Source organism: Rubripirellula obstinata (assembly GCF_001642955.1).
GTDB classification, from domain to species: Bacteria; Planctomycetota; Planctomycetia; order Pirellulales; family Pirellulaceae; genus Rubripirellula; species Rubripirellula obstinata.
Genome location: NZ_LWSK01000105.1, coordinates 1 through 20,095 on the forward strand (window position 1 = coordinate 1; position 20,095 = coordinate 20,095).

14 protein-coding genes are annotated in these 20,095 nt (G+C 53.7%); 6 read left to right on the forward strand and 8 right to left on the reverse strand.

Translation table 11 applies throughout. The features are described 5' to 3' along the window. Positions 1-367 precede the first annotated feature (367 nt). A complete protein-coding gene (locus tag RC85_RS19840; RefSeq protein WP_084422867.1) occupies positions 368-1,105 on the reverse strand; it encodes a 4'-phosphopantetheinyl transferase family protein in 738 nt (245 codons plus the stop codon). A gap of 196 nt (positions 1,106-1,301) precedes the next feature. Between RC85_RS19840 and RC85_RS19845 the strand changes: the two genes are divergently transcribed. Then, positions 1,302-1,751 carry a hypothetical protein gene (locus RC85_RS19845; RefSeq protein ID WP_235033409.1) on the forward strand — a complete coding sequence of 150 codons (450 nt, stop codon included), beginning with the start codon at positions 1,302-1,304 and terminating at the stop codon, positions 1,749-1,751. An 83-nt stretch (positions 1,752-1,834) separates the two neighbouring features. Here RC85_RS19845 and RC85_RS19850 read toward each other — a convergent pair whose 3' ends face one another. Next, on the reverse strand, positions 1,835-3,298 hold the full coding sequence (locus RC85_RS19850) for a bifunctional folylpolyglutamate synthase/dihydrofolate synthase (RefSeq protein WP_068266029.1): 1,464 nt from the start codon (positions 3,296-3,298) through the stop codon (positions 1,835-1,837). A 129-nt stretch (positions 3,299-3,427) separates the two neighbouring features. Here RC85_RS19850 and RC85_RS19855 point away from each other — a divergent pair, with 129 nt between their 5' ends. From RC85_RS19855 to RC85_RS19875, 4 genes are all read left to right on the forward strand, one after another. Next, a complete protein-coding gene (locus RC85_RS19855) occupies positions 3,428-4,474 on the forward strand; it encodes an ABC transporter ATP-binding protein (RefSeq protein WP_084422868.1) in 1,047 nt (348 codons plus the stop codon). Then, a complete protein-coding gene (locus RC85_RS19860) occupies positions 4,471-6,387 on the forward strand; it encodes an ABC transporter permease (protein ID WP_068266031.1) in 1,917 nt (638 codons plus the stop codon). Before RC85_RS19855 ends, RC85_RS19860 begins: the two co-directional genes overlap by 4 nt. Then, positions 6,384-8,150 (forward strand): IRE (iron responsive element), encoded by a 1,767-nt coding sequence (locus RC85_RS19865; protein ID WP_068266032.1) that lies wholly within the window; start codon positions 6,384-6,386, stop codon positions 8,148-8,150. Before RC85_RS19860 ends, RC85_RS19865 begins: the two co-directional genes overlap by 4 nt. Positions 8,151-8,842: 692 nt before the next feature. Then, the gene (locus RC85_RS19875; protein ID WP_068266035.1) at positions 8,843-9,526 is read left to right on the forward strand and encodes a response regulator transcription factor; all 684 of its coding nucleotides are present in this window, start codon (positions 8,843-8,845) and stop codon (positions 9,524-9,526) included. Between the two features lie 217 nt (positions 9,527-9,743). Here RC85_RS19875 and RC85_RS19880 read toward each other — a convergent pair whose 3' ends face one another. From RC85_RS19880 to RC85_RS19905, 6 genes are all read right to left on the reverse strand, one after another. Continuing rightward, positions 9,744-13,061, reverse strand: a complete 3,318-nt coding sequence (locus RC85_RS19880) for a UTP--glucose-1-phosphate uridylyltransferase (protein WP_068266040.1) — start codon at positions 13,059-13,061, stop codon at positions 9,744-9,746. After that, positions 13,049-13,960, reverse strand: a complete 912-nt coding sequence (locus tag RC85_RS19885; protein ID WP_068266042.1) for a sugar phosphate nucleotidyltransferase — start codon at positions 13,958-13,960, stop codon at positions 13,049-13,051. The genes RC85_RS19880 and RC85_RS19885 overlap by 13 nt, the downstream gene beginning before the upstream one ends. Positions 13,961-14,060: 100 nt before the next feature. After that, complete coding sequence (locus tag RC85_RS19890; protein ID WP_068266045.1) at positions 14,061-15,299, reverse strand: bifunctional cobalt-precorrin-7 (C(5))-methyltransferase/cobalt-precorrin-6B (C(15))-methyltransferase; 1,239 nt, start codon at positions 15,297-15,299, stop codon at positions 14,061-14,063. Between the two features lies 1 nt (position 15,300). Further along, complete coding sequence (locus RC85_RS19895) at positions 15,301-16,263, reverse strand: rhomboid family intramembrane serine protease (RefSeq protein WP_068266047.1); 963 nt, start codon at positions 16,261-16,263, stop codon at positions 15,301-15,303. 52 nt (positions 16,264-16,315) lie between these two features. Further along, positions 16,316-17,662: a S41 family peptidase gene (locus RC85_RS19900; RefSeq protein WP_068266051.1), complete on the reverse strand. Its 1,347-nt coding sequence runs from the start codon at positions 17,660-17,662 to the stop codon at positions 16,316-16,318. Between the two features lie 189 nt (positions 17,663-17,851). Beyond that, the gene (locus tag RC85_RS19905) at positions 17,852-19,015 is read right to left on the reverse strand and encodes a DUF4013 domain-containing protein (RefSeq protein ID WP_068266053.1); all 1,164 of its coding nucleotides are present in this window, start codon (positions 19,013-19,015) and stop codon (positions 17,852-17,854) included. 468 nt (positions 19,016-19,483) lie between these two features. On the opposite strand from RC85_RS19905, the gene RC85_RS19910 reads away from it, so the two are divergent. Further along, on the forward strand, positions 19,484-19,837 hold the full coding sequence (locus RC85_RS19910) for a hypothetical protein (protein WP_162273230.1): 354 nt from the start codon (positions 19,484-19,486) through the stop codon (positions 19,835-19,837). Positions 19,838-20,095 lie beyond the last annotated feature (258 nt).

Sequence of the window (20,095 nt, forward strand, 5' to 3'; positions counted from 1 at the left end):
TCCGGGGCAAGCCCGGCGGAAGCACTCAACGTCGCGGTGAGAATGAAACCTGCGCAAACGAGAACTGATGCAATCCCAAAGATTTAGCGGTCCAGGCGATGCCCACGCGGTTAAACAATTTAGAAACCCTTCACGGCGTTAGGCATCGCTGTTATTTCCACCGCGGAGTGAGAGAGGTCAGGCGTTTGAACGGGCAGGAGCGGCGGTGTTGTTGGCCGTGAGGTCTCGGGTATGCGCGGTATGCCCGGCCGCTTACGCGTCGCGGCTCACGGGATCAATGTGAAGTCCCTGAGGAAACAATGCTGAACAAACAATACTGCGGAAACAATACTGAGCAAAAGACAACTTCGCGTGTTGCGGTTCGGTTTCAAACCATTTCATCGAAGCTCATCAGCATTAGTTCGGGTACGGGGGTTTGCTTGCCTGTGCAAACTGCTGTCGCGGCGATGAAGCCGGGTCTCGGTTCAAAGACGCTGAACTGCCAACACTCTCCGACGTCCAGCGTATCACTTAGCATGCGAATTACGGGTCGCGCTGAATCGATTTGATCGAACGCAAAATCGGCAAGCGGCGTGGACATGCCCGTCCCGATCGCCTTGATGAAAGACTCCTTTAGCGTCCAAATTCTTAGGAAAGCCAAACGTCGTTCGGCATCGCCGACGCAGCCTCGCAGATGATCGACTTCGGGTTTCGAAAAGAACCGCTCGGCGATCGCGGGATCGGTTCGCCGGTCGATTGCTTCGACGTCAACACCCAACTGGATTAGCGGTGGAACATTCGTTGGTTGTTCTTCAGCAAGGCCACACAAGACCAGACCGTTGGTGTGCGCAACATTGAATGGACGGGCGGCATCGTCGGGGGCACTGACAAACGGCTTTCCGTATTGGTGAAGTCCAAATTGAATCTGGCTTGGATTCACGCCCGCTTGATCGCCAATCAAACGGCGCGCCATGCCGCGACCAATGACGTGCTGGTTACGACTGGTGGGCTGGCGAAATTGATCGGCTCTGCGCCGCTCGTCCGAATCCAGATAGCTTTCGCATACCTGTTCGACCCGGCCCGGGTCTTGCCGAGAACTGGTGGCGTGCCAAACCTTGATTCGCATCAGCGTTGTGTCCAGCTTAACGAATCAATTGGAACAACCGTCATTTCTTCTCTAACCTTTTCGAGGGCAATCTTTGGCACTTGTTTCGGCTGACAACAGCGTCGGTGCCGATCATGGATGATGATGGTCTATCTTATCCTGCGATCGGATCGCTGTAACGCAGGTTGTGAGGAACTAATTCTGATCTGAGCTATTCATGTTGACGCTGTTTCAAATTCTCGCCGACACCGATTTAGTAACCGAGGCTACATCGCTAGCCAGTGAAGTTGCTGAGGTCGCAGGTCCAGCGGCGGAAGAATCCAGCGGTTTTGGATCGATGCAGGGAGCACAATTGTGGATGGTCGCCGGGTTCCTGATCTTGGGCTGGGTCTTGGCTAGGCGGCAAATGAAGATGGGAAAACGAGTCAACCGCGAAGCCCGAGCGGCGTCGCGAGAACTCAAGAAAATCCAAACCCGCAAAGATCCAGTGTTGCCGTTATCCGACGCTCCACCGGAAACCCAGCGATGGCAGGTGGCAATGTTCGACCTGCAACGCGAGCTTACCGCTGAGCTGGATACCAGGATCTCGATCGTCCAAACTCTCATGAACCAAGCTGATAAGCGGATCGAGCGGTTGGAAGAATTGGAAGCGGTTCATCGGGAATAGAAAAATAACCACGGATGGCTTTCGCGGGACCACGGATAATTGCTCGGCCCTGAAATCCGTGGTCTCGCGGAAGCCATCCGTGGTTATAACTTCTGCGCAGCAAACCACTGTCTTGTTTCGGCTGCCAGAAAAAACGATCCGCACAGTACAATCGTCGAGCCGGGCGTCGCTTTCTCGACTGCGATCCGACATGCGGTTAGCGGATCTGGCTCGACCATCAAAGTCCCTTGCCACGATGTTGGAATGTAATTCCGCAGGCTCTCGGGATCGGTGAACCGCGGGTTGCTGGTGAACTGAGTCAGCACCAAGGTGTCAGCCAGCTTGGTAATGCGACGGATCATGGGCTCGGCGACTTTATCGATGCTGGTGCCGAAGATAAATGTCATGGGTTGTGAAGCCGATCCGCCGCGGACGTTGATCGCATCGCAGAGCGCGGCGATCGAATCGTCATTGTGAGCCGCATCGATCAGTACCGTGACGTCGCCTGGCAACCGATACCGTTCAATACGTCCTTCGCAGGTTACATTGGCGAGCGCTAAACGATAAGCATCGTTTTCAACTGAATGCGTCGTTTGCTGCATCAGAATTTGAATCGCAGCGATCGCCAATGACGCGTTGCGCGTTTGATGGATGCCTTCCAGGGACAGATTGATATCGGCGATCGATTGCAGCGCCGAGTTGTTTGCGTCAAAGGATATTTGCGAGCCCCAATCTTGATTGGGTTGAGACTGCACGCTGAAATCTTGATCGATCTGATACAAAGTCGCGTTGTTCGCCAAGGCGATTTCTTCGATCACAGCTTGGGGGCCGGTTTCCGTCACGCCGCAAACCACCGGAACACCTGATTTGATGATGCCAGCTTTTTCAGCAGCGATCAGTTCTTTGGTGTCTCCCAGAACGTGTTGATGATCCAGCCCGATCGACGTGATCACTGAAACGGTTGAAAGGCAAACATTGGTGCTGTCCAGGCGTCCGCCCAGCCCGACTTCCAGCACGATCGCCTGGCATTTCGATAGATGAAAATGCAGCAGTGCGATCGCAGTTGTCAACTCAAAGAAGGTGGGTTCACCCGCATCGTCCTTCGCCATTTCGTTGGCGACGGAGCGAACACGATCGACGAGACCGACCAACTCCGCCGGCTCGCAAAGCAGTCCATCGACGCGAAACCGTTCTTCGAGCCGATGCAGGTGGGGCGAGGTGTAGGCACCGGTCTTGATACCCGCCGCGGTCAAAACGGATGCGACCATGGTTGCCGTTGACCCTTTGCCTTTGGTGCCGGCGATGTGGACGATCGGAACGGTTTGCTGGGGTGTGTTTTCTGGGGTAGCTGGAACTTTTGCTAGGCCTTCCAAATGCGAAGGATGCACCAAACGGGTCAAATCGAGGCGGACCAGCAGCTCGACCATGCGGCGAAGCCGGAACGGATACTTCCCGCCCGAGTTGGCAAGCTTTTCGTAATTGATACGGTCGTACAGGAATTCCATCGCTTTCGCATATCGCTTGGAAAGCTGAGGATTCGTGACACCGGCAGGAGAAAAATGCGTCAAGTTGGTTCCGTTCTCGTTTTGTCAAATGATTTTAGTACGCCAGCGAACCGTACGGACAGCCGCCGCGTAGCGAAAGCATTGGCAATTCGTCCTATTCTTACTTGATTTCTCCTACGGATTCTTTCGCCTGTGGATACCGAAGCACCCTCGGCCGAAAATGCTTCGGCTGGCACTGCCGTTTCTGACCCTGTTATTTCGGATCGCGGAGCCGCATCATCGGCCGCCAATTCTGGCGTGGTCATCGAAACTCGCAACCTGAGCAAAATTTATCGGGATTTCTGGGGCCGGAAAAAGGTCAATGCCCTCAAATCGCTGGATATCGAGGTCAAGCAAGGTGAGATCTTCGGTCTGCTCGGACCCAACGGTAGCGGCAAGTCCACGACGATCAAGCTGATCCTGGGGCTGTTGTTTCCCACCAGCGGCCGTGTTTTGGTGTTCGATAAGGACGCCAGCGAGACCAGCAAGAATGAACGAATCGGCTATTTGCCAGAAGAGTCTTATCTGTACAAGTTTTTGTCGGCCGAAGAGACGCTGGATTTCTACGGGCGACTTTTCAACATGTCGGCCGCCGATCGCAAGAAACGTGTCGAGGAATTGATCAAGCTGGTCGGTCTGTCCGGTGCCCGTCACCGTCAATTGAAGGAATACAGTAAAGGGATGACCCGCCGTGTCGGTTTGGCTCAAGCGTTGATCAACGACCCTGATTTGATTTTGCTGGACGAACCGACGACCGGGCTGGACCCGATCGGAACTCGCGAAATGAAGGACCTGATTTTGGCCCTTCGCGACCAAGGCAAAACGATCCTGCTTTGCAGCCACCAATTGGCCGACGTTCAAGACGTTTGCGACCGTGTGGCGATTTTGCACCAGGGCGAATTGAAGGAGTTGGGCCGAGTTTCAGATCTGTTGAAGGTCAAGGACGTGACTGAAGTTCACGCGACGGGTTTGAGTGATCAAGCGAAGCAAGAAATTGCCGACGTGATCAAGCGACATGGCGGCGATGTCAAATCGATTGATAACCCGACCGCGACGATGGAAGAGTTGTTCTTGAACATTGTCCGTGAAAGCGAAGCTCGTCCCGGTGCTCGGCGTGTTTCGGCCGATGCCGGTCAGCAAACTGGTTCTGATCAGCAAAGTGGATCAGCTCAGCAAACCGACGGCGAGGGCAAACAATGACGCTGCAACCAGAGGACTTTTGGTCCTTCTACGAATGGTTGATCCGTCCCGGTGCGTTTTTGGAAAGTGCCGCACTGCAGGGTGTGGTGCTGATCATCTTGGCGATCGTGTTGGGTCTGATCATTGGCTACATCATTTCCGCGGTTCGCTATGGACCGGTGGAAGGCTTCTATGCCGTTGCCCGAACGATTCGCGATCTAGTCCGATTCGATTTACCAGGAACATCGCCGCGGCGAATCTACGCGTTGGCCCGGTTGGCATTTAAAGAAGCCATTCGGCGAAAAGTTTTGTTCGTGGTTGGGTTGTTCTTGGTCGTGCTGCTGTTGGCCGGTTGGTACCTGAACCCTGAAAGCGATGATCCTGCTCGGCTTTACATCAGCTTTGTTTTGACCGCGACGAACTACTTAGTGTTGGCACTTGCCCTGTTTATCAGTGCATTTTCGTTGCCAGCGGAAATCAAAAGCAAGACGATTTATTCGATCGTCACCAAGCCAGTTCGTGCGACCGAAATCGTGCTCGGACGCATGGTAGGCTTCGTCGGCGTGGGTACGCTGATCCTGATTCCGATGGGCTTGTCCAGTTATCTGTTTGTCACGCGGGGACTGCGTCACACTCACTTGGAAGTCACCGAAGTTGAGGAACTAGACGACGGCACGCTCGTTGGCGAAACCGATTACGTTCGCAATCACCAACACACCTTTACTATCGAACCGGCTGGCGAAGGTGAAGAAGAAGGGGCCGCACGTAGCGGTCTGACCAACATGGTTCGCGGTCACTTGCACGTCGTGACACGAACCGCCGACGGCGACTTTACGATCGGTCCGCCCGAGCGGGCGCTGCGAGCCCGAATTCCTTCCTATGGCGAGATCGCGTTTTTCGACCGTAGCGGTGAACAGAAAGACGCCGGGATTGATGTTGGTAACGAACAATTAGCCGGCGGCTACGGCAGTGCCGGTGTGTCGCGTCTTGTCGGACTGGCCAGCGGGACTCGCAAGATCCAGCACGGCTATGTCGAAGGTGGAACGCTTGGCAAAGCCGAGTACACCTTCCGCGAAGTCACTCCACAACGATACGCCGATGGCATTCCGATCGACTTATCGATTCGTGCCTACCGGTCTTTCAAAGGCGATATCGAAACGGGGATTCGCGGTTCGATCACGATGAAGCATCCGACCAAAGCCATCGAATCGAACCCGATCGCTTTCGTTGTGGATGAATACGCGGTTGACGAAAAAATCCTACCGATCGAAATCGAAGGCACCGCGGGCGAAGAGACTCGCATGCTGAACGTGTTTGACGATCTAGTGGACGAAAACGGTCGATTGACGATTGCGATTCGTTGTATCGATAGTTCTCAGTATTTGGGCATGACTCGCAGCGGCATCTACCTGCGGCCGGACGAGAGTTCTTTTGCTTGGAACTTCTTCAAGGCCTACATTTCGATCTGGTTACAGATGACGATGGTGATCGCGTTTGGCGTCATGTTTAGCACGTTCTTGAGCGGTCCGGTTGCGATGGTGGCGACGGCAGTATGCGTGTTGCTAGGATTTTCGGCCGAACAGGTTTACGACACACGTCACTACATTGACGCGGGAATCGCACGCGGCGGTGGTCCGGTTGAATCGTTGGTTCGTTTGTTGAAACAGGATGCGATGACGACGCAGTTGGATGTTGACACCGCGGCCGCCACGGTGATCCAAACCTTTGACGCGGGCATCGTTTACACCTTGGACGCGATCGCGACGGCACTTCCAAACCTGCCCAAGATGGTTGGTACGGCTGAGTTCGCCGCTAGTGGTTTTGATATCTTCGGCGCGTTGTTGCTGCGGCACGCCGCGGCAACGTTGGGTTACTGCATCTTGGCGTTCCTTGTTAGCTACTTCTTCTTGAAAACTCGCGAGATCGCGGCATGAATCGCTCTTCAAATTTTCGTCGCAAGCTCATCTACATCGTCGTCCTTTTGGCGATGCTGTTGCCGCTTTACAAACTTGGCCAACCCTCGTCGGGTGATAGCGGTGGCGAGCTTTCTAAGCTGCGTCACAAGTACAACATTTCCGAAAGCGACCTTGGGGAAATCAGTCCTGCCAGCGAAACGATGAAACTGGCAACGCTGGGGCTTCGTGGTGTTGCCGCAACCTTGCTTTGGAATCGGGCTCATGAATACAAGGTGTTGCACGAATGGGATCGTTTGAAAGCGACGCTCAACAATATCGCTCTGCTTCAGCCGCACTTTGAAAAGGTTTGGGAACACCAAGCTCATAATCTTGCGTACAACGTTTCGACGGAATTCGACGATTACCGTCAGCGTTACGAAATGGTTCGCGAGGGAACCGAGTTTCTATCACGCGGTGTCCGTCAAAATCGCGAAGCACCTAGGTTGGTTTGGTACACCGGTTGGTTCTATGGATCAAAGATGGGAACCGCTGACGAGAAACGTCAATTCCGTCGTCTGTTTTCCGAAGACGATGTGCTTCACGAATCATTGATCGAACAAGACATTGCCGTCGACAGCCCCGAGGCTCGCGGTCCGCTGGGCAAGCCAGACAATTGGCTGGTCGGTCGATTGTGGCTTAACTACGGTTACGAACTGGTTGATTCGGGCGTTGCCATCAATCGTCAAACACCGCTGAACTTTTACGAGACCGGACCAAAGTGGCGGATCAAGCATGCCGAATCGATCGAAAAAGAAGGCATCTTGGATGACCGCGCCGAAAATGCATGGCAGATGGCATCCGAAGATTGGGCTCGTTTCGGTAACCGCAGCATCCCCACCACCTCGCCGTTCACGATCAAGCTGGATGGGATGGATGATCTTTACCAACGTCGCGAAGAGAAACTGGAAGAGTTCGGCAAACTCACCGGTGATGTGTTCGATCAGTTTATGGAAGAGAGAATCGCAACCTACCCGCCAAAACGACAAGCGATTCTGCGAAAGAAAGCAGCCGACCAAAGTCAGTCGGAAAGAGAATTGGTTAAGAACTTTTTCACCGGCTTGAACAATGGGCTCGAAAGCATCGCTCGTAATTCTGATCCGAGTGTTCGTTTGCGAGCGGTTCAGTTGATTGGCGAGCTGAACGATCTTGACGAGCGTTTTAGGAAGACCGATGGCTACCGAACACAGATCAATTATGCCTATTGGAAAGCACTGGCCAATGCGGAACAGGAAACAAGAACGGTTCGAGCGAGAAAGCTGATCTACGACGCCGAACTTGCCAACGAAGAAGCGGAACTGGACAAGGCGATCGAGCTATACGAAGAAGCGTTCGGAGTCTGGCAAGAAATCTTTGATGACTATCCTATCCTGACCATCGACGACAGCGCCGAAGACTTGTACCGCTCGATTCGGCGATACATGACATTGATCGACTCGGAAGACATTCCAGACGACTTCCCGCTGAAGACGTTTGTGGAAATGATGGGATACGAAGGAAGTGTTGACCCGACTCGTTACGCGCAGATTCGTTTAGACGCCGAAGAAGATCTTCGGAAACGAAAGATGGAGCTTGAGGCAGAAGAGCTTCGCCGCGAACGAGAACTGGAGGAAGCAGCGGAGAAGGAACAAGATCAGCCCGAAGCCGAACCCGCTGAAGAATCGGAAGAAGGTTCAGCCGAAATGCCAAGCGAAGATTCAGAGGAAACGGGTCCGGAACTGTCAGAGGTAACCGAAGAGAACTAAGGAATTCATCCCAGTTCGCTTCCCAGATTGCGCTGGTGGGAAGTTCAAAAGTAGGCCGTAGCGAGCGGAGCGAGTTACGGCAGGACTGCAAAAAAGCCGTAACTCGCTTCACTCGCTACGGCCTACAAATACTGTCAGAGCTAACTGAAGAATTCATCCCAGTTTGCTTCCCAGATTACGCCGGCCGTAAGTTCAAAAGTAGGCCGTAGCGAGCGGAGCGAGTTACGGCAGGACTGCAAAAAAGCCGTAACTCGCTTCACTCGCTACGGCCTACAAATACGTTTGCCGATTTGCATACCAGCATTCTGTTCACCGTGAATCGCGATGGCGGTGGCCATGCTGCAAACTGGAAATTAGAAGCTGCATCGGTATTATGCTTATGCTTGGCTATGCGGCTGATTCTCCCCTTATCAAGCCAGCAACGGTTGCAGCACGTTGTTTGCTTGGGTTAGGCAACTTCTGCGGCCCAATTTAGGTTCTGGAACACGAAAAAATGTGCCGGTTTCTGAACGGTGTACAGGACGGTGCAACCGATTCAAGCCAACGTTGGTTTGGATGAAAATTGCAACCGTGACTTTTTCTTCGGGATAAAGCGTTACTGGATATCGATAACGGAATAGTGCCCGCTCTTCCCCACAAAGCGAAGAAATAAGAGCTGGCTTGAACCCCACAATCTTATCGAAGTAGATCTAATGCAAAACGCAACCGATTCGTTGCCCTACCAATTTCCCACATCGAGTATTCCCAGCGTCAACCAAAGTGCTGAAACACAAGACCGAGTTTACCTGGTCGACGATGATGCAATTCACCGGGATTTCATCAAGCGGCTCTGTGATTCAGCGGGCCTAGAGACCACCTGTTTTTCGAGTGCAAGTGCTTTCTTGGTTGACGCAGCCGAGCTTCCATCAGGTTGTCTGCTTTTGGACATGATGATGCCTGGCATGGATGGGTTGGCATTGTTCCAGCACATCGCTGAGCAAAAGCTTCCGATGACCAGCGTTCTGATGACCGGTTTCGCCGACACGACATCGTGTCGCGCCGCGTTCCGTGCAGGCATGTTTGATTTCGTTGATAAGGATCGTCCGCCAATGGAGATTCTAGAAACGATTAAGCTGGCGATCGCTCACAATAAGAAGTCGAAACAACAAGCGAGCGAACCTTGTGTTGCAGACTATCAGTGGGACGTGCTGACCGAACGCGAATCGGAAGTCGCTCATTTGTTGATGGAGGGAGACACTCTTAAGCAGATCGCATCCCAGTTGCAAATCTCTGTGCAAACCGCATCAAAGCATCGATCACGCGTCTTTGAAAAGACCAACGTCAACAGCGAAGTCGAACTGCTGAAGGTCACCATGGCCAAGAGCCAAGCTGCTTAGACATGGGGCGATGCCCAACGCCGTGAAGGGTTTCTAAATTGTTTAACCGCGTGGGCATCGCCCCGCGCGTCCACACGGAACGAAACACCCGGAACGAAACACGCGGGGCGATGCCCAACGCGGCTAAACGGACTGACACGTGTTTTCCGGGACCACAACTCTCCACGGCTTTGGGTGATAGGGTGCCGTATTTCGCTCTGCTAAAAACGGCCTACCTTCAATCCCACTGACAAAGTGAATCGATGTAGTCGGCAGTTCCGTCTCGTTTCCAAGGGTCGAGTTGGGACTGGGTTTTCAATTGCTGGCCTCGTTGCATCGGCGTGACAAAGAATTGGCAATCGATTTCGGGCAAGCTAGTCATGTCGCCCCACAGTTTCTCGAACTGCGAAACTGGGAAGACATCTTCTTGTGCATGTCCCCACCGTTTCTTGACGTCTTTTAGCGTGACATAAGTCGGCATCCGATTGGCCATCTGCCGAACGGCTTGGTCAACCTTGGCGGAATCATCAAGCTGCGAACGGGTCAGCCCCATGGACGTAAGCAGAGCATCGATATCGATCCACGTCGTCATCGAATTGTAGTACGTCAGATTGAACTCGGTGTCTTCGGTAGGCATCGCTAAGCCTTCCACCAATCTTGGCCTGCCGCCGACCAATGCCAAGCCGCCGCCGCGATCTTCCAATCGCCGCGTGATAACCTCGAACGACAGTGCTGCGCCGCCATCAATGTGGTGTCCCAGCAAACCTGGATCGACGGTCGCGCCGAGTGTATCGATATTGTGCAAGAGCAGATACTTTAAATCGCTCTGCTGAGTCAGCACTTTGTGCAGCAATCCGTTTCGCAACAGATTGGGGACTTCGTACCAGTGGCCCACTGGGTGAACGCATTGGCGCGGCAGGTTGTTGGTGTAGTCGCTGGCCTGACCAGAATTCCTTGCCCATCCAATCAACGCCGCCCGAACGCTTTCGCGAACTTTTTGTTGTTGAGCATCGAGGACTTGCTGTGTCGTTTCCTCCCAAAGAAAACGCAGGTCGCGTTCGGTTGGGATCATTCTTAGACCGATGCTACGACCTGTTGAAAGGTGAACCTGTGGCATGCCGAAGTCATCATTGCAGGCCAAGTATTCGCGAATCGGGCCATCCGTTAAATAGCTAGTCGTAAAGACATGCGGAATTACGCAATCATGTTGCTGCGCGATGCGGCGATTTTTCGCCAGATGCACTTCCAGAAAACTGCGATGCCGTCCCGCAAACCGATTGAACGGATGCAGTGCTTTGCAAACGCCAGCGCCCTCGGTCCAGCGACTTCCAACGCCCGCTGCCAACGTGATCACCGCGACTTGTCCATCGGCGATCGCACGTGAACCTAGGACGACGTGTTTTTGGTCGATTTTGCCACGCAAATCGATGACGTCTTGCGGTCTGACGTCCGTGATCGTCGTACTGGAAGCCAACCGATTCGATGCCAATCCAATTCGGCCTTTCAGTAAGTCCTCGCGAATCGTTTCATGCTGTTGGCGATCGAATCCGCACTGATCCAGGATTTCAGGCAACGTCTCTTGTTTCGCTTGCGAGGATTCGACGCTTGGCAACAAGCCGCGAACCAACATTTTGGCGGTATCACTTCCCTGATTGCCCTCGATTCGCGACGCCACCTGAGCCATTTCGGATCGTCGGCCCGGTGGCAATTCACGCAGAGGCGTTCGCAGCAATTCGGGCATGACCAGAGCGTAGTATCGATCGGGCATGATCGCGTTTTCGCCGGTCAACAGCACCGCAAAAGATCCGTTGTCGTTGATTGAAAAATCGTAAACGACTGGATCCATTGCAAAAGGCAACGCGGTGTCGAGCGATCGCTTCACTTCGACCATTTTCTCGCTTAGCCAATCCGCTGCCTCTTCTTTCACCTTGGGATCAAAGATGAACCCCATCCCGCCGCCCGCCATACCACCGAGCATCCAGAATCCCCAGAACTGGTCGCCATACTGATCACGGCAGATTTCAATCAGGCGATCGGTGAACCGATTCGTTGACCAGGGAATGATGGCTCGCAGTGGGCCTTCAAAGTTTCGCGTCGTCAATTCGCCAATCCGCCGCACGTCGCCTGTGCGAATTGCGGCGACGACTTCGTCGTAAATCTCCATCGCTTCTTGTCTGGCCGCCCACTCTTTGTCACTGCGCAGCAAGTAGTGCTCGGTCACCATTTCCAGGATCGGACCGACATTTTGAGCCATCCCGCCGTGGACCAGCACCAGCGAGTCTTGAATTCTTTCTCGGGTGGATTCTTTTGCGAGTTCATCGTCGGTTAGAACGTGATGAACCGGCATCAGACGTCCGCGGCTGATCCCAAATTCGGGATCCTTTTCAGTTGCCTGGGTTCCACAGATTAATTTGATGCCCGGCCAAACGCCGCCGGAATCCTGCCAACCGCCACCGCTGCCGCCGATCCATTCGCCCAGAATCGCACGAGCCGCCACGATACGGCGATCGGCTTCGGTCAGGGTGCCTTGCAGGCTTTGCACTTGGCCGGTCGCTCGCATCAAGATCGATATCAATGATCCCAGCAAGTTTGTTGAAACCGCCAATCGTGATCCTTTGGGAATATCATTGATCTTGCTGACCAATTCGATTCCGCGACCAGGACCAACCAAACGCGACAACAGATCACTAATCTTTGCATCGGAGCCTTCCAAGCCAGGCGGAACGATCCCCGCCGCGATCACGGCCGCCTTTAACAATCCCAGATAGTCCCTCGCGAAATCGAACATCTCGGTAATCGATTCAACCTCGGCTGAAACGCCTAGGTCGACGCTGGTCAAACGAATCACCGGAACATCAATGATCCGCAGAAAGGTTTCGATCGGTGGCACCGGATGCGGATCACGGCCGCGGACGCCCAGGTCAACGGAAACGTTGACGACGCGAGCACCTTGGGGATAGTCCATCCCAAGAAAGAAAATGTCGCTCCAGGCACTATGCGAAAAATCCATGCGAACGGCGGTGCATTCCCGGATCAGCGGCGAAGCGCCGGTTTCGGGATCAATGTCAAGCAATTCAGGCCGAATACGCAGCGGATGGTCGTCGGGATGCCCAATGCGGAACATCCATTGGTTGCCGCGAACACCGCGAACGCTGGCGCGAACCTGATCCGCCAGCGTTTGGAATCCAAGCTTGTGATAGGCTTCGGCGAGCGCGCTGCAGATCCCGTCACTCGGTCCGCTAGTTGCCTGAGTTTGCAAGAAAACGTCAATCGCTTCCAGAAACCGCCGCGACAACAGATGCCCATAACCATCAAAAGGAATCAGCCCTTGGTGGTCGGGCGTCAAACGATTCGGAAGATGGTATCGATGGATCGCTGCCAAAAAGAACAGGGCTCGCACTCGAAAGTACAGGTTCTTTTCTTGGCGACGAAACTGATCCAGCTCCGCTGCAGCCAACAGTAATGATTCGAGCGAAAGTCCTTCACAAACGGCTTCCAGCGACTGATTTCGAATCGACTCGTCATCACTGAGGATGATTTCAATCAGGCGGTGCATTCGACGTTCTGTCCTTCGACTCGATTGGAAAGTAGATCCATGATTCCAACAAGGATTTCATCGCGATCACGGCCCGACAATCCGATTGCAAGCTGAGCCTTTAGCAGCCCATACTTGACGCCCAGGTTGTATCGCGTGCCTTCGATCTGGTGTGCCAAGTATCTACCCCGCGATGGCAACGCCGCGACCGCGTCCGAAAGACAAGGCTTGTTGCCGTTTGAGGTGCTAGCCAAATCGCCGCTCGCCAAATCGCCCCTCGTTAAATCACTAATCAGTGACATCACGTCGGCGGTCAACACATGCATGCCAAAAAAGCCCAGGTAGTGTCCGCTTCGTAAACCAGGCGTGACGAGTTCCTGTTCGGCAAGTGTTGGTGTTGGCTTTTCGATCACGTGTTCAATTTCGTAAAGACGCTGTGATTTAGGTTGCTGGGATTGAGGTAATCGCGGACCGCTAACGACGCCAAAGTAGGGCAGCATACTTTCGCGGGTCGATTGCACCGCGGACACGCTGCACTTGTATTCTTTGGCGACATCAACGAGCTGTTTGGCACATGGCACGCCGGTGGAGCTGACGTACAAATGGTCGCCGACCAGATGCAAGAAAGCGTCGTTAGCGACGAAGTCAGCCGCACGATGAATTGCGTCGGCGTAGCCAAGCGGTTCCGGCTGATGCACGAATTGGATCGCGGCCAAATGAGGCCCGGCCGCCAATTCGTAAGCCTGCTGGTCTTCCGGGCGAATGACCAAGCAAATTTCCTCGATCCCGGCAGCCGCCGTTTCGTCAACAATCAGTTGTAACGCTGTCTTGTCTTCACCGCTGGAATCAACCAGTTGTTGCAATGGAAGGCGGTTTTGCCGTGGTGCTGCCGCCGTAATGACAGCTTTACGAACCTGCATCGAAGATTCTCAATCGTTGGAAGGGAAGTTGGATCGCCGGAACTTTGATCCGCTTGTTCCGGCCTGCGATGCACTAGCATAGTTCGGGAATTCGCAGGCGTTATTCTTTCGCGCCGAGGACCAGAAATGTCGGATTGAGTGCGTCGAATCGGACTCGATCAAGCTGGTATTGGCCTCGGGCGATGTTGATCATGCGAACGTCACTTCGCAAACCCGCCGCTTTCAACTGAGCCTCGACCGCGACCAGATTATCGGGGCTAGAAACATTGACCACGATTCGCCCACCTTTTTTGAGCCGTTTCGCCGCGCCGGCGACCAATTCAGGGACCATTCGCCCGCTGCCGCCAACGAAGACTGAATCGGGGTCCGGCAAGTCGGCCCAGGCGGTCGGTGCTTGACCGTGAACGGGGACCAAAGCGGGGACGTTGAACATTTTGCTGTTCTCGATCATCACTCCATAATCTTCGGCATCCATTTCAATTGCGAAAACTTTTCCGCTGCTGGCGATCGACGCTGCTTCAATCGCGAGTGCTCCGCTGCCAGCACCGACATCCCACACCACGCTTTCGTGATTGAGATCCATTTCTGATAACGCGATGCAACGAACTTCGCTCGGTGTTAACAGTCCACGTTTGGGGCGCGACTGCAGGAACAGGTCATCGGGATTCCCAAACAGACGCCGACGTTGGCTTCCGCTGGGCCGATCGGCTGCACCGTGTCGCCGCACCAACACCATCACGTTCATCGGGCCAAATGTCTGCTCGGCAATCGATTTCAATTCACCCTGGGTTACCGTTTCATCACGCGTGCCCAAGTTTTCGCAAACGTAAACTGTGAAATAGTCGATGCGTCGATCTAGCAAGGCAGCAGCGACGACCGAAGGCGAAATTGCCTCGGTCGTAAACAAGCCGACTCGCTCGGCCGTTCGGATCGTATCGACGACTCGGTCGAGCGGTTGATTGGCCAAGTTGGATAGATAGGCGTCGTCCCAACTTTCTTTGACACGAGCAAACGCCAACTGCATGCTGGAAACGTGCGGAACGACTTCAAAGCGATCCTTGCCAAACGTCTCGGTCAAAAAACGGGCGATGCCATAAAACAGCGGATCGCCACCGGCCAAAAGCACGGTCGGCTTATCCGGTAAATCAAGGATCTGCTGTTTCAGTTTTTCGAGCGTTCCGCTGGAAACGATCTTTTCAGCACCCTCGCTAGCGACCTTGTCGAGCAGGCCCTGATTACCGATCAAGATTCCTGCGTCTTCGATCAGTTGTCGAGCTTGTCCGGTCAGTCCGTCCAGGCCATCGTCACCGATACCAACAATATGAATTCGTTCAGACATTCTATAGTTCTCGTTTTTGACGCTGACGTTTGCTGTAGCGTTGCAATACTTTTCGTTCCGACGATGTCAGGCTGGATTCGCCCTGTTCGTGAATCTTTGCCAAAATCCGATCAGCGTCGTCGGCTTCTCGAGCCATCTTTTTGTCAGGATCATGGATCTTTAGCTTGGCTCTGCGAGCACGCATTCGCATGCGGTCAGGGAGATCCGAAAGTGCGGTGAAGTCCAAATAGCTAAAGTTCCACTTCCAATAAAAATAGCCCCCGGCAAAAGCTGCACCGGCTAAGTGAACCGTAAATGCGGTGTTCGAACCTGGCCCCATCCCATTCATGATGCCGAGTGCGCCGGCCAGGTCGCTGAGCACAAAGAACGTCGCCGCAATCCATGCTTTGATCGGCAAGATCGCCATGATGTAGATTTCTTGATACGGAAAGTAACAAGCGAACAAGATCACGGTCGCCACGACACCGCCGCTGGCACCGATCGTCATCGTTGAACCGCTGCCCGTCATTTGCATCGAAACAAAATCGAACACGGCACCGACGATTCCACCGGCCAGGATCGACAGCAAGTAGAACCGCAGGAATTCGTGCTGTCCCAATTTGCGTTCCATGATTCGTCCAAAGAAGAACAAACCGATCATGTTGAACAGCAAGTGAAACAGGCTGTTGTCGTCGTGCAAGAATCCGTAGCTGATGAATTGCCACCACAACCAAGGTCGGATCAGCGTGTCGCCGCTGACGCTGCCCCATTTGATCAATTGGTTGTATTCCAACACATTGCCGGTCACCGGATCTCGAATGACTTGGCCCGTTTCGGGATCAGTGTAATCGGCGATGAACAACATTTGGGCGAGCCACACCACGACATTGATCACGATCAACGTGATGGCGATGCTGCGTGGCGATTCAATTCGATCCCACGGCGTCCGCTCGTTGCGTCCGTAGTCTCGGTCGTACAAACCCATCTAAGTGTTGTCCCCGTTTGTTTTCAAAAGTTAAAAAAACACTACCGTCAATTCAAGCAGCCGACTTCGCAGGTTTTGCCGGCAGTTTCTCGCGAATCAATTCCAATGCTTTGGCGAGTTGTGAATCCTCGGTTTCTAAAGCCTCGGTTTCTGCCTCTGGCTCGCCAGTCGTCTCTTCTGATTCTGCAACGATTGGCTCGATATCGATTCCTATCAATGACGGATAGGCGGCTTCTCGCCATCGTTTTGCAATACTCTGCAGTGCTTCGGGACTCAGTTCGACAAGCGCGCCTTCATTTGGGCTAACACCCCAAGCGTCTTCTTCGGTTGCATTTTTGTCCCGATGAATGTTGACGCCGCTGGGACGATAGTATCGTGCGACGGTTAAACGCAAGGCACTGCGTCCATATTGCAGTGGCAAGATATTCTGAACGGTGCCTTTCCCGTAGCTGCGGGTTCCCACGACCATCGCGCGACCATTGTCCTGAAGCGCTGCCGAAACAATTTCACTGGCACTGGCGGAACTGCCGTCGATTAGAATCGCCAGCGGAATATCAGGGTCCACCAAGGTGCCTGGTTCGGCATTGTACGTGCCTTCGATCTCGCCGCCACGAATTCGCGTGGAAACAATGTTCCCCGCATCTAAGAACATGTCCGACACCGCGATCGCAGAATCCAACAGACCACCACCGTTGCCTCGCAGATCGATGATCATGCCTGCGAACTGGTTGTCCAACTGAACGAGAACCTGCCTCAGTTCTTCGGTTGTTTTCTCGCCGAAGCTGGTCATTCGCAGGTACGCGATCGTTTCGTCCTCTCTTAATCGATAGACCCAGTCGTTGTCTTTGTCTCGGTAATCACCCACGATCGATTCCAATTCGATTCGATCACGACGCACGGTCAGCTCGACGTTTTCACCATCTCGGCCAAGCGTCAAAGCGACCGTCGTTCCCATCGGTCCTTTTAGCCTGACGCTGACATCACGCAGCGACATCGACGAGACATCTTCTTGATCGACTTTCAAGATTTCATCGCCCGGCAACATCCCCGCTTCCAACGCTGGTGATCCGACCAAAGGCGTGACCACTCGAACGGGGCCGCCGTCTTTGGATTCTTCCACATAAATTCCGATGCCCGCGAATTCCTGATGAATGCTGTCCTGAAAGTTGACGTAGTCGTCATTGGAGATGAATTCGCTGTGCTGATCCAAGCCGCTGGTCAATCCCGACATGGCGGACTTCAGCAAATCGCCACGATCGACGGGATCGACGTAGTAAGCGTCAATCAGATTCAATGCATCGCCGACCACCAACGCCGATCGCGTGCGACGATGGGTGAAGTAGCACAGCAAACTGATCGCAGCGGTGATCAGAATGACGTTCAGGTGACGAGGTGGCATACAAAAGCAGCGGTGAGAAGGAATGGGCCCGCGTCATTCTATCGCAATTTGGGAAAAGTGGGACATGCTAGGTTCCGTTGGCAAAACGGCCTGTCGATTTAAAAGTAGATCCAAATTTATAGTCGCCTTTTGCTCCGCAAAAGTAGCGTTTGCGGACGCATCTTTCGCGGAGCGAAAGGCGACTATGATTTAATCGACAGGCCGAAAGGGCACCGGAATCAGCACCGCATGCTGGGCGATCCACGTCCCCAAACCATCCCAGCTAGTGTATTGGGATAGATAGACAAAACCCAGGTAAACCGCCACCACTAACGGCATCAACAACCGGACCGTCCAACGCGAAATGGTCGGCCAAGTGTCAGGCGACTTGGGATTTGCAAACGAATCGTCCGCCAACAAATTTCGGCGACATCGGCGAAGTGCCAGCCCGGTCGCAACGCGGGCCGGCAGCATGAATGCGACGAAGACAACGCAAGGCAACCACATCACTTCCTGCTGCGTTGCCTCGATTTTCAAAGAGTAAAGTGGCAGCGGCAAGACCAGCAGCGTCAACAGCATTGCGGCCAGCCACGCCCAAGGCGCTCCACGAAAATCTGACCGAATTCGGCGAACATCAAACAGAGCTGATAGGCGATTGGCGTCAGCGAATTGGGCCTGCAACATCGGCAAGTACATCATCGCGATGCCCAGCACCAACATCGCGATCATCCCCAGCAACCCTGCCGCTCCGGTGTCGCCCTCGCGGAAAGTAAAGATGATCACGAATGCGGGGATCAACCAAATCAACGTGCCAACTGCTCCCCGCAATCCGAGCCAGAAATAACTTGGTAGTTCTAAAGAAACGGTGAAGTCCCACAATCGATTCGGCAGTGACGACCAAGCCCCTTTGCAAAAGAAACGTCGCAGGTGTTTTCGCGGTCCAAGGCAGAATGAAACTGGCCAACCGTAGTCCACCAATCTCGCGCCCAATCCCCAGGCGATCATCAGGTACGCCATCGCGATGCTGGACATTGCAAAAGCAAAAAACCGCATGACACTGGCGCGGGTTGAACCAGGTTGGATCAAGACTGCAACCGATTCCCAGTGTGCCAGTAATTGAGTTGGCAACGAAGCCAAGATCAATGCGGTCGCCGCTAAACCGATTTGGCCTGCCTGCGAAAGTCCTGGCAGCGAATCGCAAAAACTCGCTCCGCCCGCCAAGCGTCCGGCCACGTTCAACAAGTATCCAAACGCAATCAATTGCAACACGGGGATCGCGGTCAGGATCGCCAGCAGCACGATCAATGAGACGATGCAAAAAACGCCGCCAGATACGGTGTGAATCAATCGAAGGATGCGTTTGAGTGAATTCATGCCATTTCTACAAGCCTTTGTGGTTGAATCCTGATTCGTTTTCGCCTCGCTGATCTTGGTAAGGAAAGGGCGGGAAAATTATAGTCGCCTTTCGCTCCGCGAAAGTAGCGAATCCGCTGCTTTCGCGGAGCGAAAGGCGACTATTAAAAGTCCCACGTTCCTAGCCCTCCCGAAATAGCTTCCCGGTTTCCCAAACCGAACGCGTAATCGAGGGATCTCGATTGACAGGTAAATCCCTCGCTGACGCGTTCGGGTTGGGATTTGGTGGAATCCAATCTCGTGAAGTTGATTCGGGACAACTCCGTGGTAACCAATACGGATTAGAAAATTTTTATTAAAGCCCTCAAGATCTTTGGCTGCGGCTGTCGATGAAAGAAAAGAATGTAGGTCTGTCGTGGGGGGATCCTCGACGGGGTTTCCTCCGCCATGCATCATCAACCACCGCGAACCCTGCTTTTTGTTAGCTTCATGCTGACAATGATTAGCAGCGGCTGCGTCGCACTCAATCTGCCCAGCGAACGCTACCACGATCCAACCGATCATGGCGGCATCTTTGGTTCGTGGAAAACGGGAGTTGTTGATCCCGCCGCAACACAAGCGTTTGCTGGACCGAATCACGGGCACTCGCCCAACGGAATGGATCACGCTGCGGGTGCGATTGGTTCCAGCGTCGATTGCAGTCTCGATTACATTGGTGGCGAATCGCTTGCCGTGGACCCGTTTGATACAGAGAACGGCGAATACGCCAAACCGCCTGAACCGCCCGAGGTTCCTTGGCCGCGGTTTCATCCCGTTCCGACTCGCCCCATCTTTGGCGGTTGAGAAACTGGCTCGAAATATCTTTCCAGTTTCCCAACCCGAACGCGTCAGCGAGGGATTTTGCTGGGGACTTCTCTCAACGCCGTGAAGAGTTTTGGTCCTGGAAAACACGTGTTAGTTCGTTTAGCCGCGTGGGCATCGCCTGGGCTGATGAAAATGCGGTGGGTGATGTTATTCGCGAACCAGTCGAACATTGCAAATTGCAAAATGAACATTGCAAATTGAAAATTCTTGGGAAGCGGTATTTGCTGGTCAATTTAC